This window comes from Brachybacterium sp. AG952, assembly GCF_004362645.1.
GTDB classification, from domain to species: Bacteria; Actinomycetota; Actinomycetes; order Actinomycetales; family Dermabacteraceae; genus Brachybacterium; species Brachybacterium conglomeratum.
On record NZ_SNXV01000002.1, the window covers coordinates 35,649 to 59,350 of the forward strand.

The following is a 23,702-nucleotide window of genomic DNA, read 5'->3' on the forward strand; positions in this document are numbered from 1 at the left end:
GGCCAAGGTCACAAGATCATGACGGTGGGCCCTCGCCGCTCGGGAGAGGCAGGAAGGTGCCCTAGCGTTCCGGTATGACACATGCCACGCCCGGTCCCGTGAGCGGCGACGACGCCGCGGCACGGCCCCTCGTCCAGCTCTCCGGGGTGCAGAAGCACTTCGGGGACCTGCACGTGCTCAAGGACATCGATCTCGAGGTCGCCGCGGGCGAGGTCGTGGTGGTGCTGGGCCCCTCCGGCTCGGGCAAGTCGACCCTGTGTCGCACCATCAACCGGCTCGAGACGATCGACGAGGGAGAGATCCGGATCGACGGGACCGTGCTGCCCACCTCCGGCAAGGGCCTCGCCGCGCTGCGCTCCGAGGTCGGGATGGTGTTCCAGTCCTTCAACCTCTTCGCCCACAAGACCGTGCTGCAGAACGTGAGCGTCGCCCCGATCAAGGTCAAGGGCGTCCCGCGGGCGCAGGCCGAGAAGGAGGCCATGGCGCTGCTGGAGCGGGTGGGGGTCGCCGATCAGGCCGACAAGCTCCCCGCCCAGCTCTCCGGCGGCCAGCAGCAGCGCGTCGCGATCGCTCGCTCACTGGCCATGAAGCCCAAGGTGATGCTCTTCGACGAGCCGACCTCCGCCCTGGACCCGGAGATGATCAGCGAGGTCATCGAGGTGATGACCGACCTCGCCAAGGAGGGGATGACGATGATCGTGGTGACCCATGAGATGGGATTCGCCCACCGCACCGCGGACCGCGTGGTGTTCATGGACTCCGGGCGGATCGTCGAGGTGCGCGAGCCCGAGGCGTTCTTCTCCTCCCCCGAGACCGACCGCGCGAAGGACTTCCTCGGCAAGATCCTCCACCACTGAGCGCGGTCCCCCCGCCGCTGCCGAGTTCCGCCCCACCGCACCTCCCGACCGCTCCGACATGGACGGCACCGCCGCCGTCCGCCCCCGATCCCGCAGCACCCGACGCTAGGAGAACATCATGGCCAGCCCCCTGAACCGTCGCCTCTTCCTCACCGGATCCGTCGGGGCCGCCGCGGCCCTCGGCCTCGCCGCCTGCGGCGGCACCGGAGGGGGCGAGCCCGAAGCCGCCGAGGTCGACCCCTCCTCCTTCGCCGAGGGCTCGACCATGGCCGCCCTTGCAGAGGCCGGGAAGATCACGATCGGCACCAAGTTCGACCAGCCTCTGTTCGGCCAGGCCGGCCCCGACGGCACGCCCGTCGGCTTCGACGTCGAGATCGGGAAGATCCTCGCCGGCGCGCTCGGCATCGAGGCGGGGAACATCGAGTGGGTCGAGACCGTCTCCGCGAACCGCGAGCCGTTCATCGAGAACGGCCAGGTGGACCTGGTCGTCGCGACCTACACCATCAACGACACCCGCAAGGAGGTCGTGGACTTCGCGGGCCCGTACTACGTCGCCGGTCAGGCCCTGATGGTGCTGGTGGACAACGAGGACATCACCGGGGAGGACTCCCTGGCCGGGAAGAAGGTCGCCTCGGTCGAGGGCTCCACCCCGGCCCAGTACATCCTCGACAACCACCCCGACGCGGATCTGGTCAACTTCGACACGTACTCCAACTGCGTCACCGCCCTGATCAACGGCCAGGTCGACGTGGTCACCACCGACAACGTCATCCTCGCAGGCTTCGTCGAGTCCGATCCGGACAACCTCAAGCTCGTGAACGACGGCGAGACCTTCACGGAGGAGCCCTACGGAGTGGGACTGGCCAAGGGCGACGACGACTTCCGCACCTTCCTCAACGACACCCTCGAGGCCGCCTACGAGGACGGCTCCTGGGCGGAGGCCTGGGAGAGCACCGCCGGGGTGGTGCTGCCCACCCCGGAGCCGCCCGCCGTGGACCGGTACTGATCCCCCGGGTCGGGGGCACGCGCTGTCGCGCCCCCGGCCCGCCCCGTCCGCCTCGCTCTGCCGCACCCCGTCCGGCGTGGCCCGGTCTCCTCCGGCCTCGCCCGAGGGCATCGCACCCGCTGGATCACCGCCCCGAGCACCGCGCCGGTTCCCCGCCGAGCGCGCCGACGTCCCCGCCAGGAGCCTTCATGGGAACCTTCGTCATCGAGCGCGAGATGCTCTGGACCGCGTTCAGCACGACGCTGTCGCTCGCGGCGGTCTCCGGGCTGCTCGCCCTCGTGGTCGGCACGCTCGTCGCCGCGCTGCGGGTGTCCCCGTACCGGCCGCTGCGCCTGGTCGCGACCGCCTACACGGAGTTCCTGCGCAACACCCCGCTGACGATCGTGTTCTTCTTCTACGTCTTCGTCACCCCGTCGATCGGCTTCGCCTTCGACTACCGCACCGCCGCGACGATCGCCCTGACCTGCTACACCTCCGCCTTCGTGGCCGAGGCGGTGCGCTCGGGCATCAACTCCGTGGCGGTGGGCCAGGCGGAGGCGGCGCGCTCGCTGGGGATGTCGTTCCGGCAGAACCTCCTGATCGTGGTGCTCCCCCAGGCGTTCCGCACCGCGATCCCGCCGCTGATCAGCGTGATCATCGCGCTGGTGAAGAACACCTCGGTGGCCGGCGCCTTCGGCGTGTTCGAGCTGTTCGCCATGTCCCGGCGCCTGACCAACGTGTACTCCGCCGACGTCATCGCGATCCTGCTCGGCGTGGCCCTGTTCTACCTGGTGATCTGCATCCCGCTCGGCCAGCTGGCCGGGCGCCTCGAACGGAAGGTGGCGTTCGCCCGATGAGCAGCAGCAGCGGCCCCGTGCTCTACGACGTCGCCGGCCCCGAGGAGCGGGCGCGGGAGCGTCGCATCTCGATCGTGCTCGCCCTCGTGCTGGTGGTCCTCGGTGGCGGGCTGATCGTCCTGCTCGCCCGCAACGGGGCGTTCGACGACCGGTGGCTCGTGCTGGTGGACGTCCCGCCGAACTTCGCGGGATACGAGACCCAGCACGTCTGGCAGGCGGTGTTCCGCGGCCTGCTCAACACCCTGCTCGCCGCGGCGATCGCGCTGCCGCTGGCGGCGCTGCTCGCGCTGGTGCTCGTCTCCCTGCGCTCCTCGCCCTTCGCGCCGGTGCGCTGGGCCGTCGTCGCCGTGACGGAGTTCCTCCGCGGCCTTCCCGTGGTGCTGGTGATGTTCTTCGGGATCCTCGTGCTGCCGGGGGCGACGCAGCTGGTCGCGGTGGTGTTCGGGCTGACGCTGTACAACGCGGCGGTGTTCGCGGAGATCCTGCGTGCCGGGATCGCGGCGCTGCCCAAGGGGCAGACGGAGGCGGCGGAGTCCCTGGGGATGGGGCCCTTCCTCACCTACCGGGACATCCAGCTGCCGCAGGCGGTGCGGATGATGATGCCCTCGCTGATCGCCCAGGGCGTGGTGCTGGTGAAGGACTCCTCGCTCGGCTACATCGTCGGCTACGCGGAGCTGCTGCGCAGCGTGAGCCGGGTGGCGGACGCGCTGACCAATGCGCAGTACCTGCTGCCGCTGCTGACCGTGGGCGCGGCGGTGTACATCGCGCTGAACATCAGCCTGTCGCGCCTGGCGGTGTGGGTGCAGCGCCGAAGCAGCTTCGCCCGTCGCGCCCCGGCCCGGGTGGTGGGCACTCCCCCGATCCCCTGACCGGGGCAGCGCGATGGACTGTCCCCGGCACGCCGGCCTCCTACCGCCGGCCGTGCTCAGGCGGCGGGGTCCTCGACGGCGGCGCGCAGCTCCCCCGCGATCACGTGGACGGCCAGATCACCGGGATAGCCCTTGCGGGTCAGGAGCGCATCGAGCCGGCGGGAGAGCCGGCGGCGGTGGCTGCCGTCGCGCTCCTCGCGCAGCCGTTCCCGGTCGCGGTGGTCGATGCGGGATCGGACCAGCTCGCGGCAGCGCTGCTCCTCGTCGCTCTGCCCTTCCGAGAGGGCGGCCTCGATCAGCTCGGCGTCGACGCGCCGGGCCTCGAGCTCGCGGCGCAGCGCCTCGTCGCCGAGCGCGCGCAGGGAGCGACGCTGCTGGACCCAGTCGCGGGCGAAGGCGGCGTCGTCGATCAGGCCGGCGCGGGCGATCCGGGCCATCGCCTCGTGGGCGACGTCCGCGGGCACCTCTCGCTCGGCGAGGCGGCCGCGCATCTCGCCCTCGGAGCGGCGCCGCGTGGACAGCAGACGCATCAGGTAGCGGCACTCGTGCACGACCGCCTTCTCGCGGGCGCGCTGCTCCTCGCTCTCCTCGGGACGGGGCCGCTCGAGGATCTCGCGGGTGCGCGCGGCGAGCTGCTCGGTCACCTGCTGCGCAGGGTGCGGGCGCCGGGCGGGGGCCTCCCCCTCCGGGGAGCTCGAGCCCCGGGAGCGAGGCAGGGACCGGGCAGCGTGCGGGGCCGCGCCCGCGGACCGTGCGGGGACGCCGGCGGCGCCGACGACCTGCTGGTCGCCGGCGCCGCCGGGGTGATGCCGAGGAGTCATCGCTCAGATGGTGGCGGGGACGTCCTCGTCGAGGAACTCGTCCTCGCCCAGCACGTCCTCGGCTCCGACCTCGGCCTCGGGGGCGGACTGCTCCGCGGCGTACTTGCCGACGCCGAGGGTGCGCAGGATCTTCTCCTCGATCTCCGCGGCGAGATCGGGGTTGTCCTTGAGGAACTGGCGAGAGTTCTCCTTGCCCTGCCCCAGCTGGTCGCCCTCGTAGGTGAACCAGGCGCCGGACTTGCGGACCACGCCGTGCTCCACGCCGAGATCGATCAGGCCGCCCTCGCGGGAGATGCCCTCGCCGTAGAGGATGTCGAACTCGGCCTGCTTGAAGGGCGGGGCCATCTTGTTTTTGACGACCTTGACGCGGGTGCGGTTGCCGACGGCGTCGGACCCGGACTTCAGGGTCTCGATGCGGCGGATGTCCATGCGGACCGAGGCGTAGAACTTCAGCGCCTTACCGCCGGTGGTGGTCTCGGGGCTGCCGAAGAAGACGCCGATCTTCTCGCGCAGCTGGTTGATGAAGATCGCGGTAGTGCCCGAGGAGGACAGCGCGCCGGTGAGCTTGCGCAGCGCCTGCGACATGAGACGGGCCTGGAGGCCGACGTGGGAGTCGCCCATCTCGCCCTCGATCTCGGCCTTGGGCACGAGCGCGGCGACGGAGTCGACCACGACGATGTCCAGCGCGCCGGAGCGGATCAGCATGTCGGTGATCTCGAGAGCCTGCTCGCCGGTGTCCGGCTGGGAGACCAGCAGGGCGTCGGTGTCCACGCCGAGCTTCTTGGCGTACTCGGGGTCCAGCGCGTGCTCGGCGTCGATGAACGCGGCGATGCCGCCGTTGCGCTGCGCGTTGGCGACCGCGTGGAGGGCGACGGTGGTCTTGCCCGAGGACTCCGGACCGTAGATCTCGACGATGCGGCCGCGGGGCAGGCCGCCGACGCCGAGGGCGGCGTCCAGCGCGACCGAGCCGGTGGGGATGACCTCGACGGGCGGGCGGGTGTCGTCGCCGAGCCGCATGATCGATCCCTTGCCGAACTGGCGGTCGATCTGGGCGAGGGCGTTGTCGAGGGAGGAGCCGCGATCCTTCGCGGTGGACTTGGGGGCGGACTTCGATGCAGCCATGGGGTGTTCCTTCCTGAGGGCCGGGTGAGCCGACGTGGTGACCTTGCGGCCACAGTAGGCGCCGACCCCGACATTCGCCGCTGCCCCGCAGCCCCTGTGGATGACGGGGCAGTGGGGAGGAGAAGTGCTGAGGCGGGCACGATGCCCGGGGACCGACGAACACAGACTACCGAACAGACGTTCGAACTCAAGTCGGTCGCGGGCGTGTCGCGCCGCGCGTTCCGCAGTGATCCGGGGACCGCCCGGCGAACGGTCCCGACGGCCGGGGGCGGGACACGGTGGGTGCGGCGCTCCGAGCGGGAGCGAGGCCGGACCGGCGGCGGCGCCGGCCCCAGCTGGATGTCAGCGTCGTCGCTGCTCGACGGGGATCTCCCAGCGGGCGGACTCGGGGACCTCCATCGCCTCGCACAGCGCGGTCCACACCGCACGCACGGCGACCCCGTGCTCGAGGGCCTCGGCGGCGGTCAGGCCGCCGACCTCCTCGAGCACGAGGTCGTGGGTGTAGGTGCGGGCCAGCGCGGGGCCGAACACGTGATCGGCCAGCTCCGCGAACTCGCTGCGCCGCACCTCAGCTGGCGCCGACCAGCGGCGCGGTGCCGTCGGCGAGGCCCTCGGGGACGGTGTCCGGGATCGTCACGCGCTCGGCGACCGCGATGCGGTCGGAGACCTCGCGCAGCACGAAGGACAGCGGGAGACCGAGGGCGTCGGTCACGGAGACGAGCAGCTCGCTGGAGGCCTCCTTCTGCCCGCGCTCGATCTCGCTGAGATAGCCCAGCGAGACGCGCGCGTCGGAGGACACCTGCCGCAGCGTGCGGCCCTGGGCACGGCGCGCATCGCGCAGCACGTCCCCCAGCTCCTGACGGAACAGGATCATGGACCTTCCTCCCTTCCTCTGACTCTGGATGAACTTCTCATGCACCTCTGGGATGCGGTACGCCGTCGTCATCACATGGAGCCCAACGCGTCCTCCCGCGAGTGTGTTCCACAGAGTGTAGTGGGCCACGTCCGAGGGTTCGCTGGAGATGTGCACGGTGGACGTCGGGGAGGAGAGGACCGCGTCGTCCCCGGCTGATCAGGACTCGGACGGATCGGCGAGCTCGGCGGCGAGCTCGGCGAGGGCCTCCTGGACGGCGAGGGCCCGGATCTCGGCTCTCCCGCCGCTGAGACGGACCTCACGGGTGCGGGCGGGACCGCCGCGTCGGGCGATCCCGAGGTGCACCGTGCCCTCCGGCACACCCCGCGCGTCGGGGCCGGGGCCGGCCACTCCGGTCGTGGAGACGGCGAGGTCGGCGTCGTACAGCCGCTGCGCGCCCTCGGCCATCGCGGCGGCGACCTCCGCGGTCACCGCGCCGGTGCGCTCGAGCAGCCCGGCGTCCACGCCGAGCACTCGGGTCTTCGCCGAGTAGGAGTAGCAGGCCGCTCCCCCGGCGACGACATCGCTCGCCCCGGGCACGTCGACCAGTCGGGCCACGACCGCGCCGGCCGTGAGCGACTCGGCGGTCGCGAGGGACCAGCCGCGCTCGCGTGCCGCGTCGATCACCGCGGCGGTGTCCGTCACCGCGGCGGGGGTCCCGCTCACGCCTGCCCGGTCCCCGCCGAGAGCGCCTCACGGCGCAGGCGCAGGCCGTCCTTGAGGTTCACCAGGCCGGACCACACGGTCAGCACCACGGCCAGCAGCACCAGGGCCAGGCCGATCCAGCGCGCCGGGGACCACCACAGCTCGAAGGGGATGAGGCAGAAGGTGATCGCGATGGACTGCACCATCGTCTTCGCCTTGCCGGCCATGTTCGCCGGCAGCGCCCCGTACTTCAGGATGGTGAAGCGCATGACGGTGATGCCGATCTCGCGCACCAGGATCAGCACGGTCATCCACCAGGGGACGTACTCCCACACGGAGAGCATGATCAGCGCCGCGCCGGTGATCGCCTTGTCCGCGATCGGGTCCATGATCTTGCCGAAGTCGGTGATCAGGTTGCGGCTGCGGGCGAGGTGCCCGTCGACGAAGTCGGTGATCATCGCCAGGACGAACACCGCGGCGACGAGCAGTCGGCCCGGCACGGTGTCCGGGTAGAGGATCGCGAGCACCACCAGCAGCGGCACCATGACGCAGCGCAGCATGGTGAGGATGTTGGCGATGTTCCACAGCGGGACCTCGGCCTCGGGCTTCGTGGTCATCGGTGCTCCTGGGGTGCGGCGGGACGGGATACGAGGGAAGGACGGGGGCGGGACGCTCAGCGGCCGGTGAGGCTCCAGGCGTCCTCGCTCTCCTCGTCGTCCTCGTCGTAGAAGTCGACGGCGGGCTCGGTGCCGTCGTCGGCGAGCGGGTCGCTGCCGTACCGGTCGGCACTCCCCTCGCCCACGGGCTCGGTCGGCTCGGGCTCGAGGTCCACGGCCTGGTCGGCGCCGTAGGGCTCGTCGCCCTCCCCGCTCGGGGCCTCCTCCCCGCGGATGCGGGCGATCGCGGTGCCGAGCTCGTCGGGGTGGACGAGCACGTCGCGGGCCTTGGATCCCTCGGAGGGGCCGACGATCTCGCGGGACTCGAGCAGGTCCATCAGCCGGCCCGCCTTCGCGAAGCCGACGCGCAGCTTGCGCTGCAGCATGGAGGTCGAGCCGAACTGCGTGGTGACCACGAGCTCCGCGGCCTGCAGCAGCACCTCGAGATCGTCGCCGATGTCGTCGTCGATCTGCTTCTTCTCCGCGACGACGGTGACGTCCTCGCGGTAGTTCGGCGTCATCTGCGTCTTGACGTGGTCGACGACCTTGTGGATCTCCGACTCGTTGACCCAGGCGCCCTGGACGCGCATCGGCTTCGCCTTGCCCATCGGGTGGAACAGGGCGTCGCCCTGGCCGATGAGCTTCTCCGCGCCGGGCGTGTCGAGGATGACGCGGGAGTCCTGCAGGGAGGAGGTCGAGAAGGCGAGGCGGCTGGGCACGTTCGCCTTGATGATGCCGGTGACGACGTCGACCGACGGGCGCTGCGTGGCGAGGATCAGGTGGATCCCCGCGGCACGGGCGAGCTGGGTGATGCGCTGGATCGAGGCCTCGACGTCGCGGGGGGCGACCATCATGAGGTCCGCGAGCTCGTCGACGACCACCAGCAGGTACGGGTAGGGGGCCAGGCGCCGCTCGCTGCCGGCGGGGACCTGCACCTCCCCGGCGCGGACGGCCTTGTTGAAGTCGTCGATGTGCTTGAACCCGAAGGCGGCGAGGTCGTCGTAGCGGGCGTCCATCTCCTTGACGACCCACTCGAGCGCCTCGGCGGCCTTCTTCGGGTTGGTGATGATCGGGGTGATCAGGTGCGGGATGCCCTCGTAGATGGTGAGCTCCACGCGCTTGGGATCCACCAGCACCATCCGCACCTCCTCCGGGGTGGCGCGCATGAGGATCGAGGTGATCATCGAGTTGACGAAGCTGGACTTGCCGGCGCCGGTGGCGCCCGCGACCAGCAGGTGGGGCATCTTGGCGAGGTTCGCGACGACGTAGCCGCCCTCGACGTCCTTGCCCACGCCCATCACCAGCGGGTGCTCGTTGCGGCGGGCGACCTGGCTGCGCAGCACGTCGCCGAGCGCGACGGTCTCGCGGTCGGTGTTGGGGATCTCGATGCCGATCGCCTTCTTGCCGGGGATCGGCGAGAGGATGCGCACGTCCGAGCTCGCGACCGCGTAGGCGATGTTCTTGTCCAGCGCCGTGACCTTCTCGACCTTGGTGCCGGGCTCGAGCTCGACCTCGTAGCGGGTGACCGTCGGGCCGCGGGAGAAGCCCACCACCTCGGCGGCGACCTTGAACTGCTCGAAGACCTCCTCGAGCGCCCTGACCACCTGGTCGTTGGCCTCGGAGCGGGACTTGTGCGGGGGGCCCTCGAGCAGGAAGGAGGACTCCGGCAGGGTGTAGACCACGTCGCCGGCGAGCTCGAGCTGCTCGCCCGCGCGGGGCAGGTCGCCCATCGGCGGATGCACCAGCTCCGCGGCGTCCTCGGTCTTCTCCGGGGCCGCCGCCGCGGCGGCCGGCACCTTCTTCGCGGGCACGGGGGTGGTGCGGTCCCCGCCGCGGGCCCCCTTGGCGGGCAGCGCCGCGGTGGGCGCCTCGTCGCCGGTGGGGAAGGTCTTGGCGCGCTGGTTCTCGTCCTCGACCACGTCGAAGACCTCGGTCGCGACCTCCGGGGCGCCGCGGCGGGGGCCCGCGGGACCGGTCTTCGCGGACTTCGCGCCCTTGCCGGCGCGACCCGGCTTCTTCGCGCCGGGTCGGCCCTCCTCGGCCACGCCCTGCTCGAAGGCCTCGTCGCCGGCGTAGCCGAACGCCTCGTGATCCCGCTCGGCCTCCGCGGCCTCCGCCTTCTCCTTGCGGGTGCGGCGACGGGTGCGGGCTGCGGGCTGGGCCGCGGTCTCCTGCTCGTGCACGGCCGGGTCGACGCGGCGCGGGCGCAGGCCGAAGGCGATGCGCTCCTCGTCCTCCTCCTCGCTGCGGCCGACCATCACGTCGTACACGCCGCGCAGGCGGGAGGGAATCGACTCGACCGGCGTCGCGGTGAGCACGAGGATGCCGAAGGCGATCAGGGCGGAGTGGATGATCACGACGGCCAGCGGCGGCAGCAGCGCCTCGAGCGGCGCGGCCGCGAGATAGCCGAGCACGCCGCCGCCGCGGGCGAGGGCGTCGATGCCGTCGGCCGGGGCGGGCAGGCGCGCCGAGACCGAGGCGATGGCGGAGATCGCGGTGAGCAGCACGGCGATCCCGATCGAGATGCGGGTGTTGGCGCGCACCTGGTCGGGGCGGCGGAACATGCGCAGCGACCAGCCGGCGGCCAGCAGCGGGATCACCATGGAGGAGATCCCGAAGGTGCCGGCGACCACGGTGTGCACGGCGCCGAGCACGGGGCCGCTGGACTGCCACCACTCGACCACGGCGACGAGCACCGCAATGAGCATCAGGAACAGCGCGTAGCCGTCGCGACGCTGCTCGGGCTCGACCTCCCAGCGCTGCACCCCGATGCCGCGGACCATGCCGCCGACCATGCGAGCGATCGCCAGATAGCCGGAGCGCACTGCGCGCACCGGCAGAGGGAGCGTCGAGGGGTCGTTCGCCGCGGCTCCGCGGGTCCGGGAGTTGCCGGAGGCCGAGGAGCGGGACGAGCCTTTCGACGCACGTGCGGGGGAAGACGTACGTGTCGCCATGGTCCCGATGGTACATTCCGGCCCCCGCTCGGCCCGGGAGGCGACCCGCGCGATCCGGTCTCGCGGGGCGCGGATCACGCCGCCGACAGGGGTTCCGCCCCCGGCGCGCGCCGCGGGCACGCGTCCGGCTCGCCGGGACGCGGGTGGCTCAGGCCTCGACGACCACCGGGATGATCATGGGGCGCCGGCGCAGCCGCTGGCCGACGTAGCGGCCGACGACCCGCCGCATGACCTGCTGCAGCTGGTAGGTGTCGCGGCGGTCGGCCTGGTCGGCGACCGCCTGCTCGAGGGCCTTGACGATGTCGGGCCGGAGCCGGTCGAAGACCGCGTCGTCCTCGGCGACGCCGCGGGCGTGGATCTCGGGTCCCGCGATCAGCGCCCCGGTCTCGGAGTTCACGACCGCGAACAGGGAGATGAACCCCTCGTCGCCGAGGATTCGGCGGTCCTTGAGGTCGGCCTCGGAGATCTCGCCGACGCTCGAGCCGTCCACGTACACGTAGCCGTTGGGGATCTCCCCGACCACCTCGGCGATCCCGTCCTTGAGGTCCACGACCTGGCCGTCGCGGGCGAGGACCACGCGCTCGCGCGGCACGCCGGTGGCCTCGGCGATGCGGCCGTTGGCGATGAGGTGGCGGACCTCGCCGTGAATCGGCATGACGTTCCTCGGCCTCACGATGTTGTAGCAGTACAGCAGCTCGCCCTCGCTGGCGTGCCCGGAGGTGTGGACCTTGGCGCTGCCCTTGTGGACCACCTCGGCGCCGAGCGCCATCAGCCCGTTGACCACGCGGAAGACCGCGTTCTCGTTGCCGGGGATGAGGGAGGAGGCGAGGATGACCACGTCGCCGGGGCCGACGGAGACGCGGTGGTCGCGGTTCGCGATCCGGCCCAGCGCCGCCATCGGCTCGCCCTGGCTGCCGGTGCACATCAGCACCACCTGCTCGTCGGGCAGGGAGTCGATGCGCTTGACGTCGACGAGGGTGTCCTCGGGGACGCGGAGGTAGCCCATCTCCGCGGCGATGCCCATGTTCCGCACCATCGAACGGCCCACGAAGGCGACCTTCCGCCCGTGCGCCGCGGCGGCGTCGAGCACCTGCTGGACGCGGTGGACGTGGCTGGAGAAGGAGGCCACGACGATCTTCTGGCGTGCGCGGGCGAAGATCCCCTTCAGCACCGGACCGATCTCCTGCTCGCCGACGGTGAAGCCGGGGACCTCGGCGTTGGTGGAGTCGGTCATGAACAGGTCCACCCCGGCCTCGCCGAGGCGGGCGAAGGCGCGCAGGTCGGTGATCCGGCCGTCGAGCGGGAGCTGGTCCATCTTGAAGTCGCCGGTGTGCAGGACGGTCCCGGCGGGGGTGCTCACGTGCACCGCGAGCGCGTCGGGGATCGAGTGGTTCACGGCCACGAACTCGCACTCGAAGGGGCCGAAGCTCTCGGTCTGCCCCTCCGCGACGGCGAGGGTGAAGGGACGGATGCGGTGCTCGCGCAGCTTCGCCTCGATGAAGGCGAGGGTCAGCTGGCTGCCCACCAGCGGGATGTCGGGCTTGCGCCGCAGCAGGTAGGGCACGGCGCCGATGTGGTCCTCGTGCCCGTGGGTGAGCACGATCGCGGCGACGTCGTCGAGCCGGTCCTCGAGCATGTCGAAGTCCGGCAGGATCAGGTCCACGCCGGGCTGGGACTCCTCGGGGAAGAGCACCCCGCAGTCGACGATCAGCAGGCGGCCCTCGTACTCGAGGACGGTCATGTTGCGGCCCACGTCGCCGAGGCCGCCCAGCGGCGTGATCCGCAGCGTGCCCGGGGCGAGCTCGGGCGGTGCGGGGAGACGGTCGGTGAAGGCGGCGGTCATCTGGGTCTCCTCGGCACTCGGGCGGATCGGGTCAGAGCAGGCCGGCGGCGTCCAGTGCGGCGGAGAGCTCGCGCAGCTGGGTGGCGTCGGCGGGCAGGTGCGGCCCGCGCATCGCGGCGTGCGGCAGCACGCCCTGCAGGTGCAGCGCGGCCTTCGCCGCGACAGCGCCGGGCATCCGGTTCATGATCGCCTCGACCACGGGCACGAGCCGGCGATGGGCCTCGAGGGCGGCGGGCAGGTCGGAGCGGTCCACCGCCTCGACCATCTCCCGCTCGATGTCGCCGGCGATCTGGCTGACCACGGAGACCATGCCGGCCGCGCCGAGCGTCAGCCAGGGCAGGTTCAGCGCGTCCTCGCCGGAGTAGTAGACGAGGTCGGTCTGCGCCATGACGAGGGACGCCTGCTGGAGGTCGGCCTTGGCGTCCTTCACCGCGACGATGCGCGGGTTCTCCGCCAGGCGCAGCAGGGTCTCCAGCGCCAGCGGGATCCCGGCGCGGCCGGGGATGTCGTAGAGCATCACCGGCAGGTCGGTGGAGTCCGCGATCGCGGTGGTGTGCGAGACGACCCCGGCCTGGGAGGGCTTGGAGTAGTAGGGCGTGACCACGAGCAGCCCGTCGACGCCGACCTCGGCGTGCGCGCGGGCGAGGTCGATCGAGTGGGCGGTGTCGTAGGTGCCGACGCCGGCGACCACGGTCGCCCGCTCGCCGACGGCCTCGACCACGGCGCGGGCCAGATCGATCTTCTCGACGTCGGTGAGGGTGGGCGCCTCCCCCGTCGTGCCGGAGACGACGACGAGGTCGTGGCCGTGCTCGACGACGTGGGCGGCGAGCGACTGGGCCGCGTCGAGGTCGACGCGGTGGCCGTCCTCGCTCAGCGGGGTGACCATCGCGGTCCCCACCGCGCCGAACGGTCGCGCAGGGCGCTGGTCGGTGCTGCTCATGGTCTCCTCCAGGGGAAGTGCTGCTGCCCGGATCCTAGTGCAGGGGCGGGCCGTGTCCCGTGCCGTCCCGGCACACGGCGGGTCCGTCGGCCCCGTGCCGCGGCGGGCTCCGGCGGCGCGGCGGGCGGCGGCGGGGCGAGGGCCCGCCGCCGCGGCCTCCTCAGCGCCGGTCCGCGCCGCCGAGGTCGACGAGGATCGCCAGCGGCGTGCGCTGGCGGCCCTGGCCGAGGGGGTTGTCGGCGAAGGTCGCCTCGAGCACCTCGTTCGTGGTGGGCACGTCCGAACCCAGCACGTTGCGGCCGATGTCGTTGGCGTCCATCACGACCGTGCCGACGAAGCCGTCGCGAAGCGCGGCGGGGATGTCCGCGCCGCGGATCGCGGCGGAGATCCGCGCGGCGACCGCGTCCGGGTCCTTGGGCGGGAGCTTCGCGGAGACGTTCGAGGGGAAGGCGGAGTACGGGGTGGGCCCGTCGATCGCGCGCACGTTCGCGCCGACGACCTCGTAGAACAGGCCGCGCCTGCCGACGACCTTGCCCGCGGCGCCGACGGCGGAGGCGGCGACGACGCGCGGGAGCCCCACCTCGCGGATCGCGAGCTCCATCGTGGTCGGGTCCCCCAGGCCGATGCCGGCCGGGGTGCGGGAGACGAAGCGGCTGAGCACCTTGGCGGAGCGGCGGGGCCTGATCTCCCAGGTGAACCAGGAGCGGCCCTGCGTGATCGCGATGATCTTCTCGCTGATCACGAAGTACCAGGGCGCGCCGTCGGGGACGACGCCGCCCGGCAGGGACGCGGCGAAGGCCTCGACCCGCTCGCGGGCGATCCGCTCGACGTCGTCGCCGCGGGCGACCAGAGCGGTCTGCAGCGGCAGGCGGCGCCAGGTGCGGCCGTCGACCTCGGAGACGAGGTCGAGCTGCTTGCCCTCGTTGGCGACGTAGTCGCTCTTGGGCACGACCTCCTCCTCGGCCGCGGGCTCCGCGGCGACGGCGGCGGGGGCCGGGGCCGCGGCGAGCGCGGCCTCGTCGGCCGAGCCGCCGAGCGCGCGGGTGGCGCCCTCGGCGTCGTCGAAGAAGGTGCGCATCCACAGCTCGACGTTCAGCAGGCGCCAGAACATCAGCGTGCCGTGGTTCTCCGGATGGGCGATGTAGTCGTCGAACAGCGCGAGCACGCTCGGCGCGCCGAAGTAGGGCCGGGAGGCGAAGGATGCGGAGGCGAAGACGTCCCGCAGCTGCGGCGCGATCGAGCGGAACCACTCCCCCTCGGGGGTGGTGAAGCCTATCTTGTTGCGGCGCTTGGAGATCATGTCGGGGAGGATCCCGTCCATCGCCTCGCGCAGGATCCGCTTGTTCCAGCCGTCGTGGATGATCGCGGACTCGTCGAGGGAGAACAGGAACTTCAGCAGCTCCTTGTCGACGAAGGGGACGCGCCCCTCGATGCTGAAGCGCATCGTGTTCTTGTCCTCGTAGCGCAGCAGCGAGGGCAGGGAGGAGCGGAAGGTGTCCTCGAGCAGGCGCTCCTTGAGGTCGTCCTGGACGGAAGTGACCTTCTCGCCGCTGTGCTCGGCGACGAAGCCGGAGTTCAGCAGCGCCTCCATCGGCACGGAGGTGCGGCCGGAGAACTTGGTGCGGGCGAGCTTGCGGAGGATGTCGCGGGAGCCGACGACCTCGGAGGCGAGCTCCTTGAACCGCTTCTGGCGCCGCAGCTGGCGCAGGTAGACGTAGAAGTACGGGTTGTACCCGGCCATCATCTCGTCGGCGCCCTGCCCGTCCAGGAGCACGGTGATGTGCTGGCTGGCCTCGCGCATCACGGCGTACTGCGCGTAGGGGCCGGTCGAGATGATCGGCTCCTCCTGGGTGCGCACGAAGTCGTGGAGGTCCTCGAGGAACGCCTCGGGCTGCGGGTGGATCTTGTGGGCCGTGATCTGGCCGCGGTTCTCGTCCAGCAGCGCGTCGACGTAGCGCTCCTCGTCGTTGGAGGAGTTCGGGAAGACGGCGGAGAAGGTGTTCTGGCGGGAGCCGACCGCCTCGTAGCCCTCGTCCTCGGGCCGCTCGCGCAGCTGGCGCGCGATCACGGCGGCGACGGCGGAGGAGTCCAGCCCGCCGGAGAGGGAGGTGCCGACGGGGACCTCGGACTGCAGGCGCATCCGCACGGAGTCCTGGAAGCGCTCGCGGTACTCGTCCACGACCGACTGGTCGTAGGGACGGCTGGGGCGGGCGGCGATCTCGCGCAGCTCCTCCTTCAGCCGGGTGAAGGAGCGCACCTCGGTGCCGTCGGGGCGGATCTCGAGCACCTCGCCGGACATCAGGCGGTTCACGCCGGCGAAGAAGGTGCGGGAGTCGTCGTCCTGCACGCGGAACTTCAGGTAGCGGTAGACGGCGCGGTCGTCCGGCGCGGCCTTGAAGGTGCCGGAGGCGAGCAGCGAGCGGATCTCCGAGCCGAAGACGACCTTCGGCGCCCCACCGGCCTCGGAGGCGGGGTCCACGCGGTAGTAGAGCGGCTTGATGCCGAAGTGGTCGCGGGCGAGGGTGACGGTGCCGGTGGTCGCGTCGTGGATCGCGAAGGCGAACATGCCGTTGAAGCGGTCGTAGGCGGCGGTGCCCCACTCGGCGTGCGCCTCCAGCAGCACCTCGGTGTCCGAGTCGGTGCGGAAGGTGTGCCCGAGCTGCTCGAGCTCGGCGCGCAGCTCGAGGTAGTTGTAGGTCTCGCCGTTGTAGACGATGGTGTAGCGGCCGTCGGCGGTGGTCATCGGCTGGGCGCCGTGCTCGCGGTCGATGATGGCCAGGCGCCGGTGGGCGAGCCCGGCCTCGCCGTCGACGAAGAGGCCCTCGCCGTCGGGACCGCGGTGGGCCAGGGCGCCGCTCATCCGGCGGGCGATCCGCTCGGTGTCAGCGCCGTATCCGTAGGTGCCGGCGATTCCGCACATGGGGCGAGTCCTTTCGAGGGGGACGGCTGCGCCCTCGGTCCGGACGCTCGCCGCCGTGGGGCGACGACGTCGGGGACGTCGTCCGCAGGGCGCGGGACGGACCGGTCGGGCCGCCCAAGGGTATCAACGGGGCCGCGGCCGACGGAGCAGGCGCGGCGCGACGGTCAGCTTCCGCGGCGGGCGAGGACGAGGTCCTCGCCCTCGACGCGGACCTCGAGGTCGTCCAGCGAGGTGACCAGGGCGTCCGCGAGCGGGGACAGCTCCCCGGCGGGGGTGGTCGTCGTCACGGCGACGGTGCGGGCGCCGGCGGCGATCCCGGCGCGGAGCCCGCCGACGGAGTCCTCGAGGACGACGGTGCGGGAGGGCTCGACCCCGACCCGCTCGGCGCCCAGGAGGTACGGCTCCGGATCGGGCTTGCCGTGGGTGACCTGGTCCGCGGTGACCAGTCCCTCGGGCACGGGCAGCCCGGTGCGGGACCAGCGGGCCTCGAACAGGGGCCGGGTGCAGGAGGTGACGATGGTCCAGCTCGCGCGGCCCAGGGTCTCGGCGGCGGCGTCGAGTTCGGCGAGCAGCCGTTCGGTGCCGGGCAGGACGACGATCCCCTCCACGTCCTGCATCTCGAGCTCCTCGATGCGGCGGTGGGCCGCGTCGAGCTCGGCCTCGCTCGCCTCGGGCAGGATCTGGGCGAGGATGCGGCGGGCGGGCATGCCGTGATGGGCGTGGCCGAACCGGAGGTCAGTGCCCAGCTCGCGCAGGAGCGTGTTCCAGGACCGCTCGACGGCAGGGCCCGAGTCGATCAGGGTCCCGTCCATGTCCAGCAGCAGGGCGCCGGTGCACAGCGGCAGGGCGGTGTCGGGGGCGGGATCCTGGGAGTCCGTCATGCCGTCAGAATCTCATATCCCCTGGCGGACGAGCGGAGGATGTCCGGGCAGGTGATCGTAGAGTGTCGAGCATCATGACCGCCGCCGTCCCCGCCCCGTCGCCGCGCCCCGACGCCCCTGGTGCGTCCCTGCGCACGATCCGTCGCACCGGCTTCTCGATCGGGCTGGCGACGGGGCTGTACGGGATCAGCTTCGGCGCGCTCGCGACCGCCTCCGGGCTCGACCTGTGGCAGGCGATGGTGCTCTCCGCGGTGATGTTCACCGGCGGCAGCCAGTTCGCCTTCGTGGGCGTGGTCGGCGGGGGCGGCTCCGCCCTGGGCGCGGCGCTCGCCTCGCTGCTGCTGGGGATCCGCAACACGCTGTACGGGCTGATCCTCGCGCCCTCCCTGCCGCGCGGCGGGGCGAGGGGCGCGGCCCGCGCGCAGCTGACGATCGACGAGTCCGCGGCGCTGGCGGCGACGGGCACGACCGAGGCGGAGCGTCGGGCGGGGTTCTGGTCCGCCGGGGTGTGGGTGTACGTCTTCTGGAACCTGTTCACCCTCGCGGGCGCGCTGGCCGGTCAGCACATCGCCGATCCCGCGGCCTGGGGGCTCGACGCCGCCGCGGCCGGGGCGTTCATCGCGCTGCTGTGGCCGCGGCTGCGCAGCGGGGACGCGGTCGCGATCGCGGTGGCCGCGGCGTTCGTGGCGCTGCTGACCACGCCGGTGCTGCCCGCTGGGCTGCCGGTGCTCGCCGCGGCGCTGGTCGCGGTGGTGGCCGGTCTGCTGCCGTCCCGTCGCGGGGCGACGGGGCACGCAGCGCCCGAGGTCGATGCGTCGGACGACGAGCCCGCGACGGACGAGGAGGAGCGGCGATGAGCCTGCTGTGGATCGCGGTGATCGCCGCGTCGGTGCTGTCCTTCGTGCAGAAGTGGATCGGCTACCAGGCGCCGCAGGACGTGCTCGAGCGCCCCCGGATCGCGCGGATCACGCGCCTGCTGCCGATCGCGCTGCTGGGGGCGCTGGTGGCGACCCAGACCGCGGCCGACGGGACGGAGGTCGTGCTGGACGCGCGGCTGGCCGGGCTGGGCGTCGCGGTGGTGCTGCTGCTGGTGCGGGCGCCGTTCCTGGTGGTCGTGGTCGGCGCCGCCGCGGCCGCGGCCGCGCTGCGGGCGCTCGGCTGGGCCTGAGCCCGGGGTCCTGCTCGTCGCGCCGCTCGGCGCACCGCTCGCCATCACGCTCGCCCGGGCTCCCGGCGCGAGGACGCCCGACGGGTCAGCGGCGCGCGGCCTCGATCGCGCGACGGGTCGCCATGCGGGCCCCCTTGCGGTCGCGCAGCGCGTCGTAGGCCAGGGCGAGGCGGAACCAGGCGCTCCATTCCCCCTCGCGGCCGTCCTGGACCGCGGCGCGCGCGGCCTCGAACTCGGCCCGAGGGTCCTCCGCCTCGGCGTCGGCCGGGGGCTCGTACCGGGCGGAGAGGTCGCCGGCGGCCATGCCGAAGAGCATCTCGCGCCAGGTCACCCACACGGTCAGCACCAGCAGCACCACGATGCCGATGGCCAGCCCGTACCCGAGCCCTCCCCCGGCGCGCACGAAGCCCCAGGCGATCCAGCCCAGGCCCCACGCGTAGGCCGCGGTGACCAGAAGGAGCCCTGCGACCATCAGCTTCTGTCGCATCCCGGTCCCCGTCCCGGGCCTCAGCCGAGGTCCATAAAGCCGTCCAGGCCCACGGTGAGGCCCGGGTGCGAGGCGACCTCGCGCACGCCCAGCAGCACGCCGGGCATGAAGCTGATGCGGTCGAAGGAGTCGTGACGCAGCACGAACTGCTCCCCCACCCCGCCGAACTGCACGACCTCGTGGGCGACGAGGCCCCGCTGGCGCACCGCGTGGACGTGGATGCCGTCGACGACCGCGCCGCGGGCGCCGTCGGGGTCCTTCTCGGTGGCGTCCGGGACCGGTCCGAGACCTGCCGCGGCCCTGCCGCGGGCGATCGCGGCGGCGGTGTGGCGGGCGGTGCCGGAGGGAGCGTCGAGCTTGTTCTCGTGGTGCATCTCGATGATCTCGGCGCTGTCGTAGTAGCGCGCGGCGACCTCGGCGAAGCGCATGGCGAGCACGGCGCCGATCGCGAAGTTCGGGGCGATCAGCACGCCCACGCCCTCGGCGCCCGCGAGCCGCTCCCGCAGCGCCTCGAGCGACTCCTCGCTCCAGCCGGTGGTGCCGACCACGGCGTGGATGCCGTGGTCGATCAGCCAGGCGACGTTGTCGGCGGTGGCGGAGGGGACGGTGAGGTCGATCGCGACCTCGGCCCCGGCCTCGGCCACGGCGTTCAGGTCGTCGCCGCGGCCGATCCGGGCGACGAGCTCGAGGTCGTCGGCGTCCTCGACGGCGCGGCAGGCGGCGGCGCCCATGCGGCCGGCGGCGCCGAGCACGGCGACGCGGGTGGGGTGTGCGGACGACGGGGTCTGGGCGGAAGCGGGGGTCATGGCGGCTCCTGGGGTCGTAGCGGTGCAGGGAGGGACGGGGACGGGGAGGGTCCGCGAGGCGGGGTCAGCGCTCGGGGCCGACCTCGACCCGGGTGCTGTACGAGCGGGACAGGCGCGCGGCGAGGTCCCGCACGTCGGCGACGTCGACCTCCCCGATGCGGGCGAGGGTCTCGTCGACGCTGGTGTAGCGGCCGTGGACCAGCTCGATGGTGCCGAGTCGGCCCATCCGGGAGCTGGTGTCCTCGAGGCCGAGCGCGAAGGAGCCGGTGATCTGGCCCTTCGCCCGGGTCAGCTCGAGCTCGTCGATGCCCGCTTCGCCCATGCGGCCGAGCTCCTCGGCCAGCAGCTCGACGACCTGGCCCGTGCGGCCGGGACGGCAGGCGGCGTACATGCCGAACAGTCCCGCATCGCGGTAGCCGGCGCTGAAGGAGTAGACGGTGTAGGCCAGCCCCCGCTCCTCGCGGACGGACTGGAACAGGCGCGAGGACATGCCGCCGCCGAGCACGGACATGAGCACCGAGAGGGTGTGGCGGTCCTCGCTGAGCGCGGTGAGGCCCTGCCCGCCGAGGTAGATGTGGTTCTGCTCGGTGGGGCGGGCGAGACGGTGCGGGGCGAGCGCGGCGATGTCGGTGGCGATCCCCTCGCTCGGCACGGCGGTCGCGGCGCGCCGCCCGCGGGAGGGCAGCGCCCGCTCCTCCAGGCTCCAGCCGCCGCGGCGCAGGCCCGCGGCCAGGAGGCCGGCCAGCTCGTCGTGGTCGATGTCGCCGACGGCGGTGACCACGAGGTTGTCGGGCCGGTAGTGCTCGCGGTAGTGGGCGCGGACGTCCTCGATGGTGAGCGCCTCGACGCTCGCGGCGGTGCCGCCGACGGGGCGTCCGAGCGCCGTGTCGGGGCCGAGCACCTGGGCGAGGAAGGTCTCGTAGCCGACGTCGTTGGGGTCGTCCTCCGCCATGGCGAGCTCCTCGAGGATGACCTCGCGCTCGGTGGCCAGGGCGTCCTGCTCGAGGACGGAGGCGGTGATCATGTCGGTGAGGACGTCCACGGCCATCGGCACGTCGGCCGAGCGCACCCGTCCGTAGTAGAGGGTGTGCTCCTTGGCGGTGACGGCGTTGGAGTCGCCGCCCACCTCGTCGAAGGCGGTGGCGATGTCCATCGCGCTGCGGCGCCGGGTGCCCTTGAACAGCAGGTGCTCGAGCACATGGGTCGATCCCGCATGGGCGGGCGCCTCGTCGCGGGAGCCGACGGGCAGCCACAGCCCGATGCTCGCGCTGCGCACGCTGCGGTCGGTCTGGGTGAGCAGCCGCACCCCGCCGGGCAGGATGCTGCGGCGCACGCCGGTCGCGGCGTCGAGGATGACGTCGGAGGCAGGATCGTCGTACAGGAGGTCGGAAGGCATCGCTCGATTGTTCCACGGGGCGGGTGGGAGGTCGCCGAGCCGTTCGTCACGGCGACCGGAGTGCACGGAGGGGAGGCGCCCGAGCTCGGGCGCCTCCCCTCCTGCTGTCGCCGGCCCCTGCGGGCGGGCGGACGGATCACTGCACGAGGATCACTCGGCGGTGGTCTCCTCGGCGGCGACCGATGCCTGCGACTCGACAGCCTCGGCGGACTCGGCCTCGTCCTCGATCGTGGCGAGGGAGATCTTGCCGCGGGCGTCGATCTCGCGGATCTCCACCTCGATCTTCTGGCCGACCTTGGCGACGTCCTCGACGTTCTCGACCCGCTTGCCGCCGTTGAGCTTGCGCAGCTGGGTGACGTGGAGCAGGCCGTCCTTGCCCGGGGTGAGCGAGACGAAGGCGCCGAAGTCGACCACGCGCACGACGGTGCCGAGGTAGCGCTCGCCGACCTCGGGGACCATCGGGTTGGCGATGGCGTTGACCGCGGAGCGGGCCGCCTCGGCCGAGGGGCCGTCGGTCGCGCCGATGTAGACGGTGCCGTCATCCTCGATGGTGATGTCGGCGCCGGTGTCGTCCTGGATCTGGTTGATCATCTGGCCCTTCGGGCCGATGACCGCACCGATCTTGTCGACGGGGATGGTCACCGCCAGCACGCGCGGGGCGTGCGGGCTCATCTCGTCGGGCGCGTCGATCGCCTCGCCCAGCACCGAGAGGATCGCCAGGCGCGCCTCGTGGGCCTGCGAGAGGGCGCCGGTGAGCACCGAGGCGGGCAGGCCGTCGAGCTTGGTGTCCAGCTGGATGGCGGTGACGAACTCCGAGGTGCCGGCGACCTTGAAGTCCATGTCGCCGAAGGCGTCCTCGGCCCCGAGGATGTCGGTGAGCGCCGCGTAGCGGGTCTCTCCGTCCACCGTGTCGGAGATCAGGCCCATCGCGATGCCGGCGACCGGGGCGCGCAGCGGCACGCCGGCGTTCAGCAGCGAGAGGGTCGAGGCGCAGACGGAGCCCATCGAGGTCGAGCCGTTGGAGCCGAGGGCCTCGGACACCTGACGGATCGCGTAGGGGAACTCCTCGCGGCTGGGCAGCACCGGCACGATGGCGCGCTCGGCGAGCATGCCATGGCCCACCTCGCGGCGCTTCGGGGAGCCGACGCGGCCGGTCTCGCCGGTGGAGTACGGCGGGAAGTTGTAGTGGTGGATGTAGCGCTTGCGGTCGACGGGCCCGAGGGAGTCGATCTGCTGCTCCATCTTGAGCATGTTCAGCGTGGAGACGCCCAGGATCTGGGTCTCGCCGCGCTGGAACAGTGCCGAGCCGTGCACGCGCGGGAGCACCTCGACCTCGGCGGAGAGAGCGCGGATGTCGCGCAGGCCGCGGCCGTCGATGCGGACGCCCTCGGTGAGGACCTTCTTGCGCACGACCTGCTTGGTCAGCGCGCGGAAGGCGCCGGAGACCTCGGACTCGCGGCCCTCGAGCTGCGCACCCTCGGCGGACAGCTCGGCGATGACCTCGCCGAGCAGCTGCTCGGTGCGCTCCTCGCGCTCGGTCTTCGCGGCGATGGACATGACCTCGGCCAGGCGCTCGGTCGCGGCGGCCTCGACGATGCCGTAGGCGTCCTCCTGGTAGTCCAGGAAGAGCGGGAACTCACGCACGGGCTTCGCGGCCTTCGCGGCGAGCTCCTGCTGCGCCACGCACAGGCTGCGGATGAAGACCTTGGCGGCCTCGAGGCCCTCGGCGACGACGGACTCCGTCGGGGCGATCGCGCCCTGCTCCTTGATGAGCGTCCAGGAGTTGTCGGTGGCCTCGGCCTCGACCATCATGATCGCCACATCGTCCTCGACGATGCGACCGGCGACGACCATCGAGAAGACGGCCTCGTCCAGCTGGGCGAAGGTCGGGAAGGCGACCCACTGGCCGCCGCCCTGCGCGTCGGGCATGAGCGCGATGCGCACGCCGCCGATCGGGCCCGAGAAGGGCAGACCGGAGATCTGGGTGGAGGCGGAGGCGCCGTTGATGCCGACGACGTCGTAGGCGTCCTCGGGGTTGCAGGCCATGACGGTGAGCACGACCTGGACCTCGTTGCGCAGGCCCTTGACGAAGGCGGGGCGCAGCGGGCGGTCGGTGAGGCGGGCGGCGAGGATCGCGTCGGTGCCGGGGCGGCCCTCGCGACGGAAGAACGAGCCGGGGATGCGGCCCGCGGCGTACATCCGCTCCTCGACGTCGATGGTGAGGGGGAAGAAGTCGAAGTGCTCCTTCGGCTTGTTCGACACGGCGGTCGCCGAGAACACCATCGTGTCGTCGTCGAGGTAGACGGACACGGCGCCGGCGGCCTGCTGGGCGAGGCGGCCGGTCTCGAAGCGGACCTCGCGACGACCGTAGGCGCCGTTGTCGATGACGGCGGTGGTGGCGGTGATTTCAGGGCCTTCCATGGCCATGGGGGATCTCCTTGGTTGAGGGGTGCCCCTGCCGGTGCGGCCTTCGTCAGTCACCCGCGGCTCCCGGGCGGGACCGGGGTCTCCGGTCGCCCGATCCGCAGGCCACTGCCGAGGACCGAACCTGGTCGGGGGCGGACATACGACACCGCCGCCCG

The 23,702-nt window shown here is 72.4% G+C and carries 21 protein-coding genes; 6 read left to right on the forward strand and 15 right to left on the reverse strand.

Translation table 11 applies throughout. The annotated features are described in order from the left end of the window. The first annotated feature begins 74 nt into the window (after positions 1–74). The 4 genes from DEU31_RS05620 (at position 75) to DEU31_RS05635 (ending at position 3,568) form a co-directional block, all read left to right on the forward strand. Entirely contained in the window at positions 75–857 is a 783-nt protein-coding gene (locus tag DEU31_RS05620) for an amino acid ABC transporter ATP-binding protein (protein WP_010551401.1), read from the forward strand. 118 nt (positions 858–975) lie between these two features. Continuing rightward, complete coding sequence (locus DEU31_RS05625; protein WP_133676396.1) at positions 976–1,863, forward strand: glutamate ABC transporter substrate-binding protein; 888 nt, start codon at positions 976–978, stop codon at positions 1,861–1,863. Between the two features lie 188 nt (positions 1,864–2,051). Next, a complete protein-coding gene (locus DEU31_RS05630) occupies positions 2,052–2,699 on the forward strand; it encodes an amino acid ABC transporter permease (protein WP_010551399.1) in 648 nt (215 codons plus the stop codon). Beyond that, positions 2,696–3,568 carry an amino acid ABC transporter permease gene (locus DEU31_RS05635; protein ID WP_010551398.1) on the forward strand — a complete coding sequence of 291 codons (873 nt, stop codon included), beginning with the start codon at positions 2,696–2,698 and terminating at the stop codon, positions 3,566–3,568. The genes DEU31_RS05630 and DEU31_RS05635 overlap by 4 nt, the downstream gene beginning before the upstream one ends. A 56-nt stretch (positions 3,569–3,624) precedes the next feature. Here DEU31_RS05635 and DEU31_RS05640 read toward each other — a convergent pair whose 3' ends face one another. The 11 genes from DEU31_RS05640 to DEU31_RS05690 form a co-directional block, all read right to left on the reverse strand. Beyond that, positions 3,625–4,389: a regulatory protein RecX gene (locus DEU31_RS05640; RefSeq protein WP_166649417.1), complete on the reverse strand. Its 765-nt coding sequence runs from the start codon at positions 4,387–4,389 to the stop codon at positions 3,625–3,627. 3 nt (positions 4,390–4,392) lie between these two features. After that, positions 4,393–5,511 (reverse strand): recombinase RecA, encoded by a 1,119-nt coding sequence (recA, locus tag DEU31_RS05645; RefSeq protein ID WP_010551396.1) that lies wholly within the window; start codon positions 5,509–5,511, stop codon positions 4,393–4,395. 342 nt (positions 5,512–5,853) lie between these two features. Then, the gene (locus tag DEU31_RS05650) at positions 5,854–6,078 is read right to left on the reverse strand and encodes a DUF3046 domain-containing protein (protein ID WP_010551395.1); all 225 of its coding nucleotides are present in this window, start codon (positions 6,076–6,078) and stop codon (positions 5,854–5,856) included. Position 6,079: 1 nt separating this feature from the next. After that, complete coding sequence (locus DEU31_RS05655; RefSeq protein ID WP_010551394.1) at positions 6,080–6,385, reverse strand: helix-turn-helix transcriptional regulator; 306 nt, start codon at positions 6,383–6,385, stop codon at positions 6,080–6,082. Between the two features lie 198 nt (positions 6,386–6,583). Next, positions 6,584–7,090 (reverse strand): nicotinamide-nucleotide amidohydrolase family protein, encoded by a 507-nt coding sequence (locus DEU31_RS05660; protein WP_243733755.1) that lies wholly within the window; start codon positions 7,088–7,090, stop codon positions 6,584–6,586. Then, a complete protein-coding gene (gene pgsA / locus DEU31_RS05665; RefSeq protein ID WP_010551392.1) occupies positions 7,087–7,686 on the reverse strand; it encodes a CDP-diacylglycerol--glycerol-3-phosphate 3-phosphatidyltransferase in 600 nt (199 codons plus the stop codon). Before pgsA ends, DEU31_RS05660 begins: the two co-directional genes overlap by 4 nt. Before the next feature lie 56 nt (positions 7,687–7,742). Next, complete coding sequence (locus tag DEU31_RS05670; protein ID WP_243733757.1) at positions 7,743–10,679, reverse strand: DNA translocase FtsK; 2,937 nt, start codon at positions 10,677–10,679, stop codon at positions 7,743–7,745. 148 nt (positions 10,680–10,827) lie between these two features. Continuing rightward, positions 10,828–12,522 carry a ribonuclease J gene (locus tag DEU31_RS05675; RefSeq protein WP_133676398.1) on the reverse strand — a complete coding sequence of 565 codons (1,695 nt, stop codon included), beginning with the start codon at positions 12,520–12,522 and terminating at the stop codon, positions 10,828–10,830. Between the two features lie 31 nt (positions 12,523–12,553). Continuing rightward, entirely contained in the window at positions 12,554–13,462 is a 909-nt protein-coding gene (gene dapA / locus DEU31_RS05680; RefSeq protein ID WP_010551389.1) for a 4-hydroxy-tetrahydrodipicolinate synthase, read from the reverse strand. A gap of 160 nt (positions 13,463–13,622) precedes the next feature. Beyond that, complete coding sequence (asnB, locus tag DEU31_RS05685; RefSeq protein ID WP_133676400.1) at positions 13,623–16,382, reverse strand: asparagine synthase (glutamine-hydrolyzing); 2,760 nt, start codon at positions 16,380–16,382, stop codon at positions 13,623–13,625. Positions 16,383–16,546: 164 nt separating this feature from the next. Then, a complete protein-coding gene (locus DEU31_RS05690; protein WP_010551387.1) occupies positions 16,547–17,263 on the reverse strand; it encodes an HAD-IA family hydrolase in 717 nt (238 codons plus the stop codon). Between the two features lie 74 nt (positions 17,264–17,337). On the opposite strand from DEU31_RS05690, the gene DEU31_RS16910 reads away from it, so the two are divergent. Together DEU31_RS16910 and DEU31_RS16915 are read left to right on the forward strand one after the other, a co-directional pair. After that, the gene (locus tag DEU31_RS16910) at positions 17,338–18,120 is read left to right on the forward strand and encodes an AzlC family ABC transporter permease (RefSeq protein ID WP_083840089.1); all 783 of its coding nucleotides are present in this window, start codon (positions 17,338–17,340) and stop codon (positions 18,118–18,120) included. After that, positions 18,117–18,431 (forward strand): AzlD domain-containing protein, encoded by a 315-nt coding sequence (locus DEU31_RS16915; protein ID WP_010551385.1) that lies wholly within the window; start codon positions 18,117–18,119, stop codon positions 18,429–18,431. Before DEU31_RS16910 ends, DEU31_RS16915 begins: the two co-directional genes overlap by 4 nt. 85 nt (positions 18,432–18,516) lie before the next feature. On the opposite strand, the gene DEU31_RS05705 is transcribed toward DEU31_RS16915, so the two are convergent. The 4 genes from DEU31_RS05705 to DEU31_RS05720 all read right to left on the reverse strand — a co-directional run bounded on the left by DEU31_RS05705 (position 18,517) and on the right by DEU31_RS05720 (position 23,541). Beyond that, positions 18,517–18,918, reverse strand: coding sequence for a hypothetical protein (locus DEU31_RS05705; RefSeq protein ID WP_010551384.1), 402 nt, complete (start codon positions 18,916–18,918; stop codon positions 18,517–18,519). A 20-nt stretch (positions 18,919–18,938) separates the two neighbouring features. Next, the gene (gene dapB, locus DEU31_RS05710) at positions 18,939–19,724 is read right to left on the reverse strand and encodes a 4-hydroxy-tetrahydrodipicolinate reductase (protein WP_126984560.1); all 786 of its coding nucleotides are present in this window, start codon (positions 19,722–19,724) and stop codon (positions 18,939–18,941) included. 64 nt (positions 19,725–19,788) lie between these two features. Further along, entirely contained in the window at positions 19,789–21,120 is a 1,332-nt protein-coding gene (locus tag DEU31_RS05715; RefSeq protein WP_133676402.1) for a pitrilysin family protein, read from the reverse strand. Between the two features lie 150 nt (positions 21,121–21,270). Then, positions 21,271–23,541: a polyribonucleotide nucleotidyltransferase gene (locus DEU31_RS05720; protein WP_164736093.1), complete on the reverse strand. Its 2,271-nt coding sequence runs from the start codon at positions 23,539–23,541 to the stop codon at positions 21,271–21,273. Positions 23,542–23,702 lie beyond the last annotated feature (161 nt).

Bases quoted from the DNA above. Each gene is read 5' to 3' on its own strand.
- DEU31_RS05705 (WP_010551384.1), bottom strand. From the start codon at position 18,918: ATGCGACAGAAGCTGATGGTCGCAGGGCTCCTTCTGGTCACCGCGGCC.
- DEU31_RS16910 (WP_083840089.1), top strand. From the start codon at position 17,338: ATGACCGCCGCCGTCCCCGCCCCGTCGCCGCGCCCCGACGCCCCTGGT.
- asnB (WP_133676400.1), bottom strand. From the start codon at position 16,382: ATGTGCGGAATCGCCGGCACCTACGGATACGGCGCTGACACCGAGCGG.
- DEU31_RS05630 (WP_010551399.1), top strand. From the start codon at position 2,052: ATGGGAACCTTCGTCATCGAGCGCGAGATGCTCTGGACCGCGTTCAGC.
- DEU31_RS05625 (WP_133676396.1), top strand. From the start codon at position 976: ATGGCCAGCCCCCTGAACCGTCGCCTCTTCCTCACCGGATCCGTCGGG.
- DEU31_RS05640 (WP_166649417.1), bottom strand. From the start codon at position 4,389: ATGACTCCTCGGCATCACCCCGGCGGCGCCGGCGACCAGCAGGTCGTC.
- DEU31_RS05720 (WP_164736093.1), bottom strand. From the start codon at position 23,541: ATGGAAGGCCCTGAAATCACCGCCACCACCGCCGTCATCGACAACGGC.
- DEU31_RS16915 (WP_010551385.1), top strand. From the start codon at position 18,117: ATGAGCCTGCTGTGGATCGCGGTGATCGCCGCGTCGGTGCTGTCCTTC.
- DEU31_RS05655 (WP_010551394.1), bottom strand. From the start codon at position 6,385: ATGATCCTGTTCCGTCAGGAGCTGGGGGACGTGCTGCGCGATGCGCGC.
- DEU31_RS05635 (WP_010551398.1), top strand. From the start codon at position 2,696: ATGAGCAGCAGCAGCGGCCCCGTGCTCTACGACGTCGCCGGCCCCGAG.
- DEU31_RS05670 (WP_243733757.1), bottom strand. From the start codon at position 10,679: ATGGCGACACGTACGTCTTCCCCCGCACGTGCGTCGAAAGGCTCGTCC.
- recA (WP_010551396.1), bottom strand. From the start codon at position 5,511: ATGGCTGCATCGAAGTCCGCCCCCAAGTCCACCGCGAAGGATCGCGGC.
- DEU31_RS05620 (WP_010551401.1), top strand. From the start codon at position 75: ATGACACATGCCACGCCCGGTCCCGTGAGCGGCGACGACGCCGCGGCA.
- DEU31_RS05715 (WP_133676402.1), bottom strand. From the start codon at position 21,120: ATGCCTTCCGACCTCCTGTACGACGATCCTGCCTCCGACGTCATCCTC.
- dapB (WP_126984560.1), bottom strand. From the start codon at position 19,724: ATGACCCCCGCTTCCGCCCAGACCCCGTCGTCCGCACACCCCACCCGC.
- DEU31_RS05690 (WP_010551387.1), bottom strand. From the start codon at position 17,263: ATGACGGACTCCCAGGATCCCGCCCCCGACACCGCCCTGCCGCTGTGC.
- pgsA (WP_010551392.1), bottom strand. From the start codon at position 7,686: ATGACCACGAAGCCCGAGGCCGAGGTCCCGCTGTGGAACATCGCCAAC.
- DEU31_RS05675 (WP_133676398.1), bottom strand. From the start codon at position 12,522: ATGACCGCCGCCTTCACCGACCGTCTCCCCGCACCGCCCGAGCTCGCC.
- dapA (WP_010551389.1), bottom strand. From the start codon at position 13,462: ATGAGCAGCACCGACCAGCGCCCTGCGCGACCGTTCGGCGCGGTGGGG.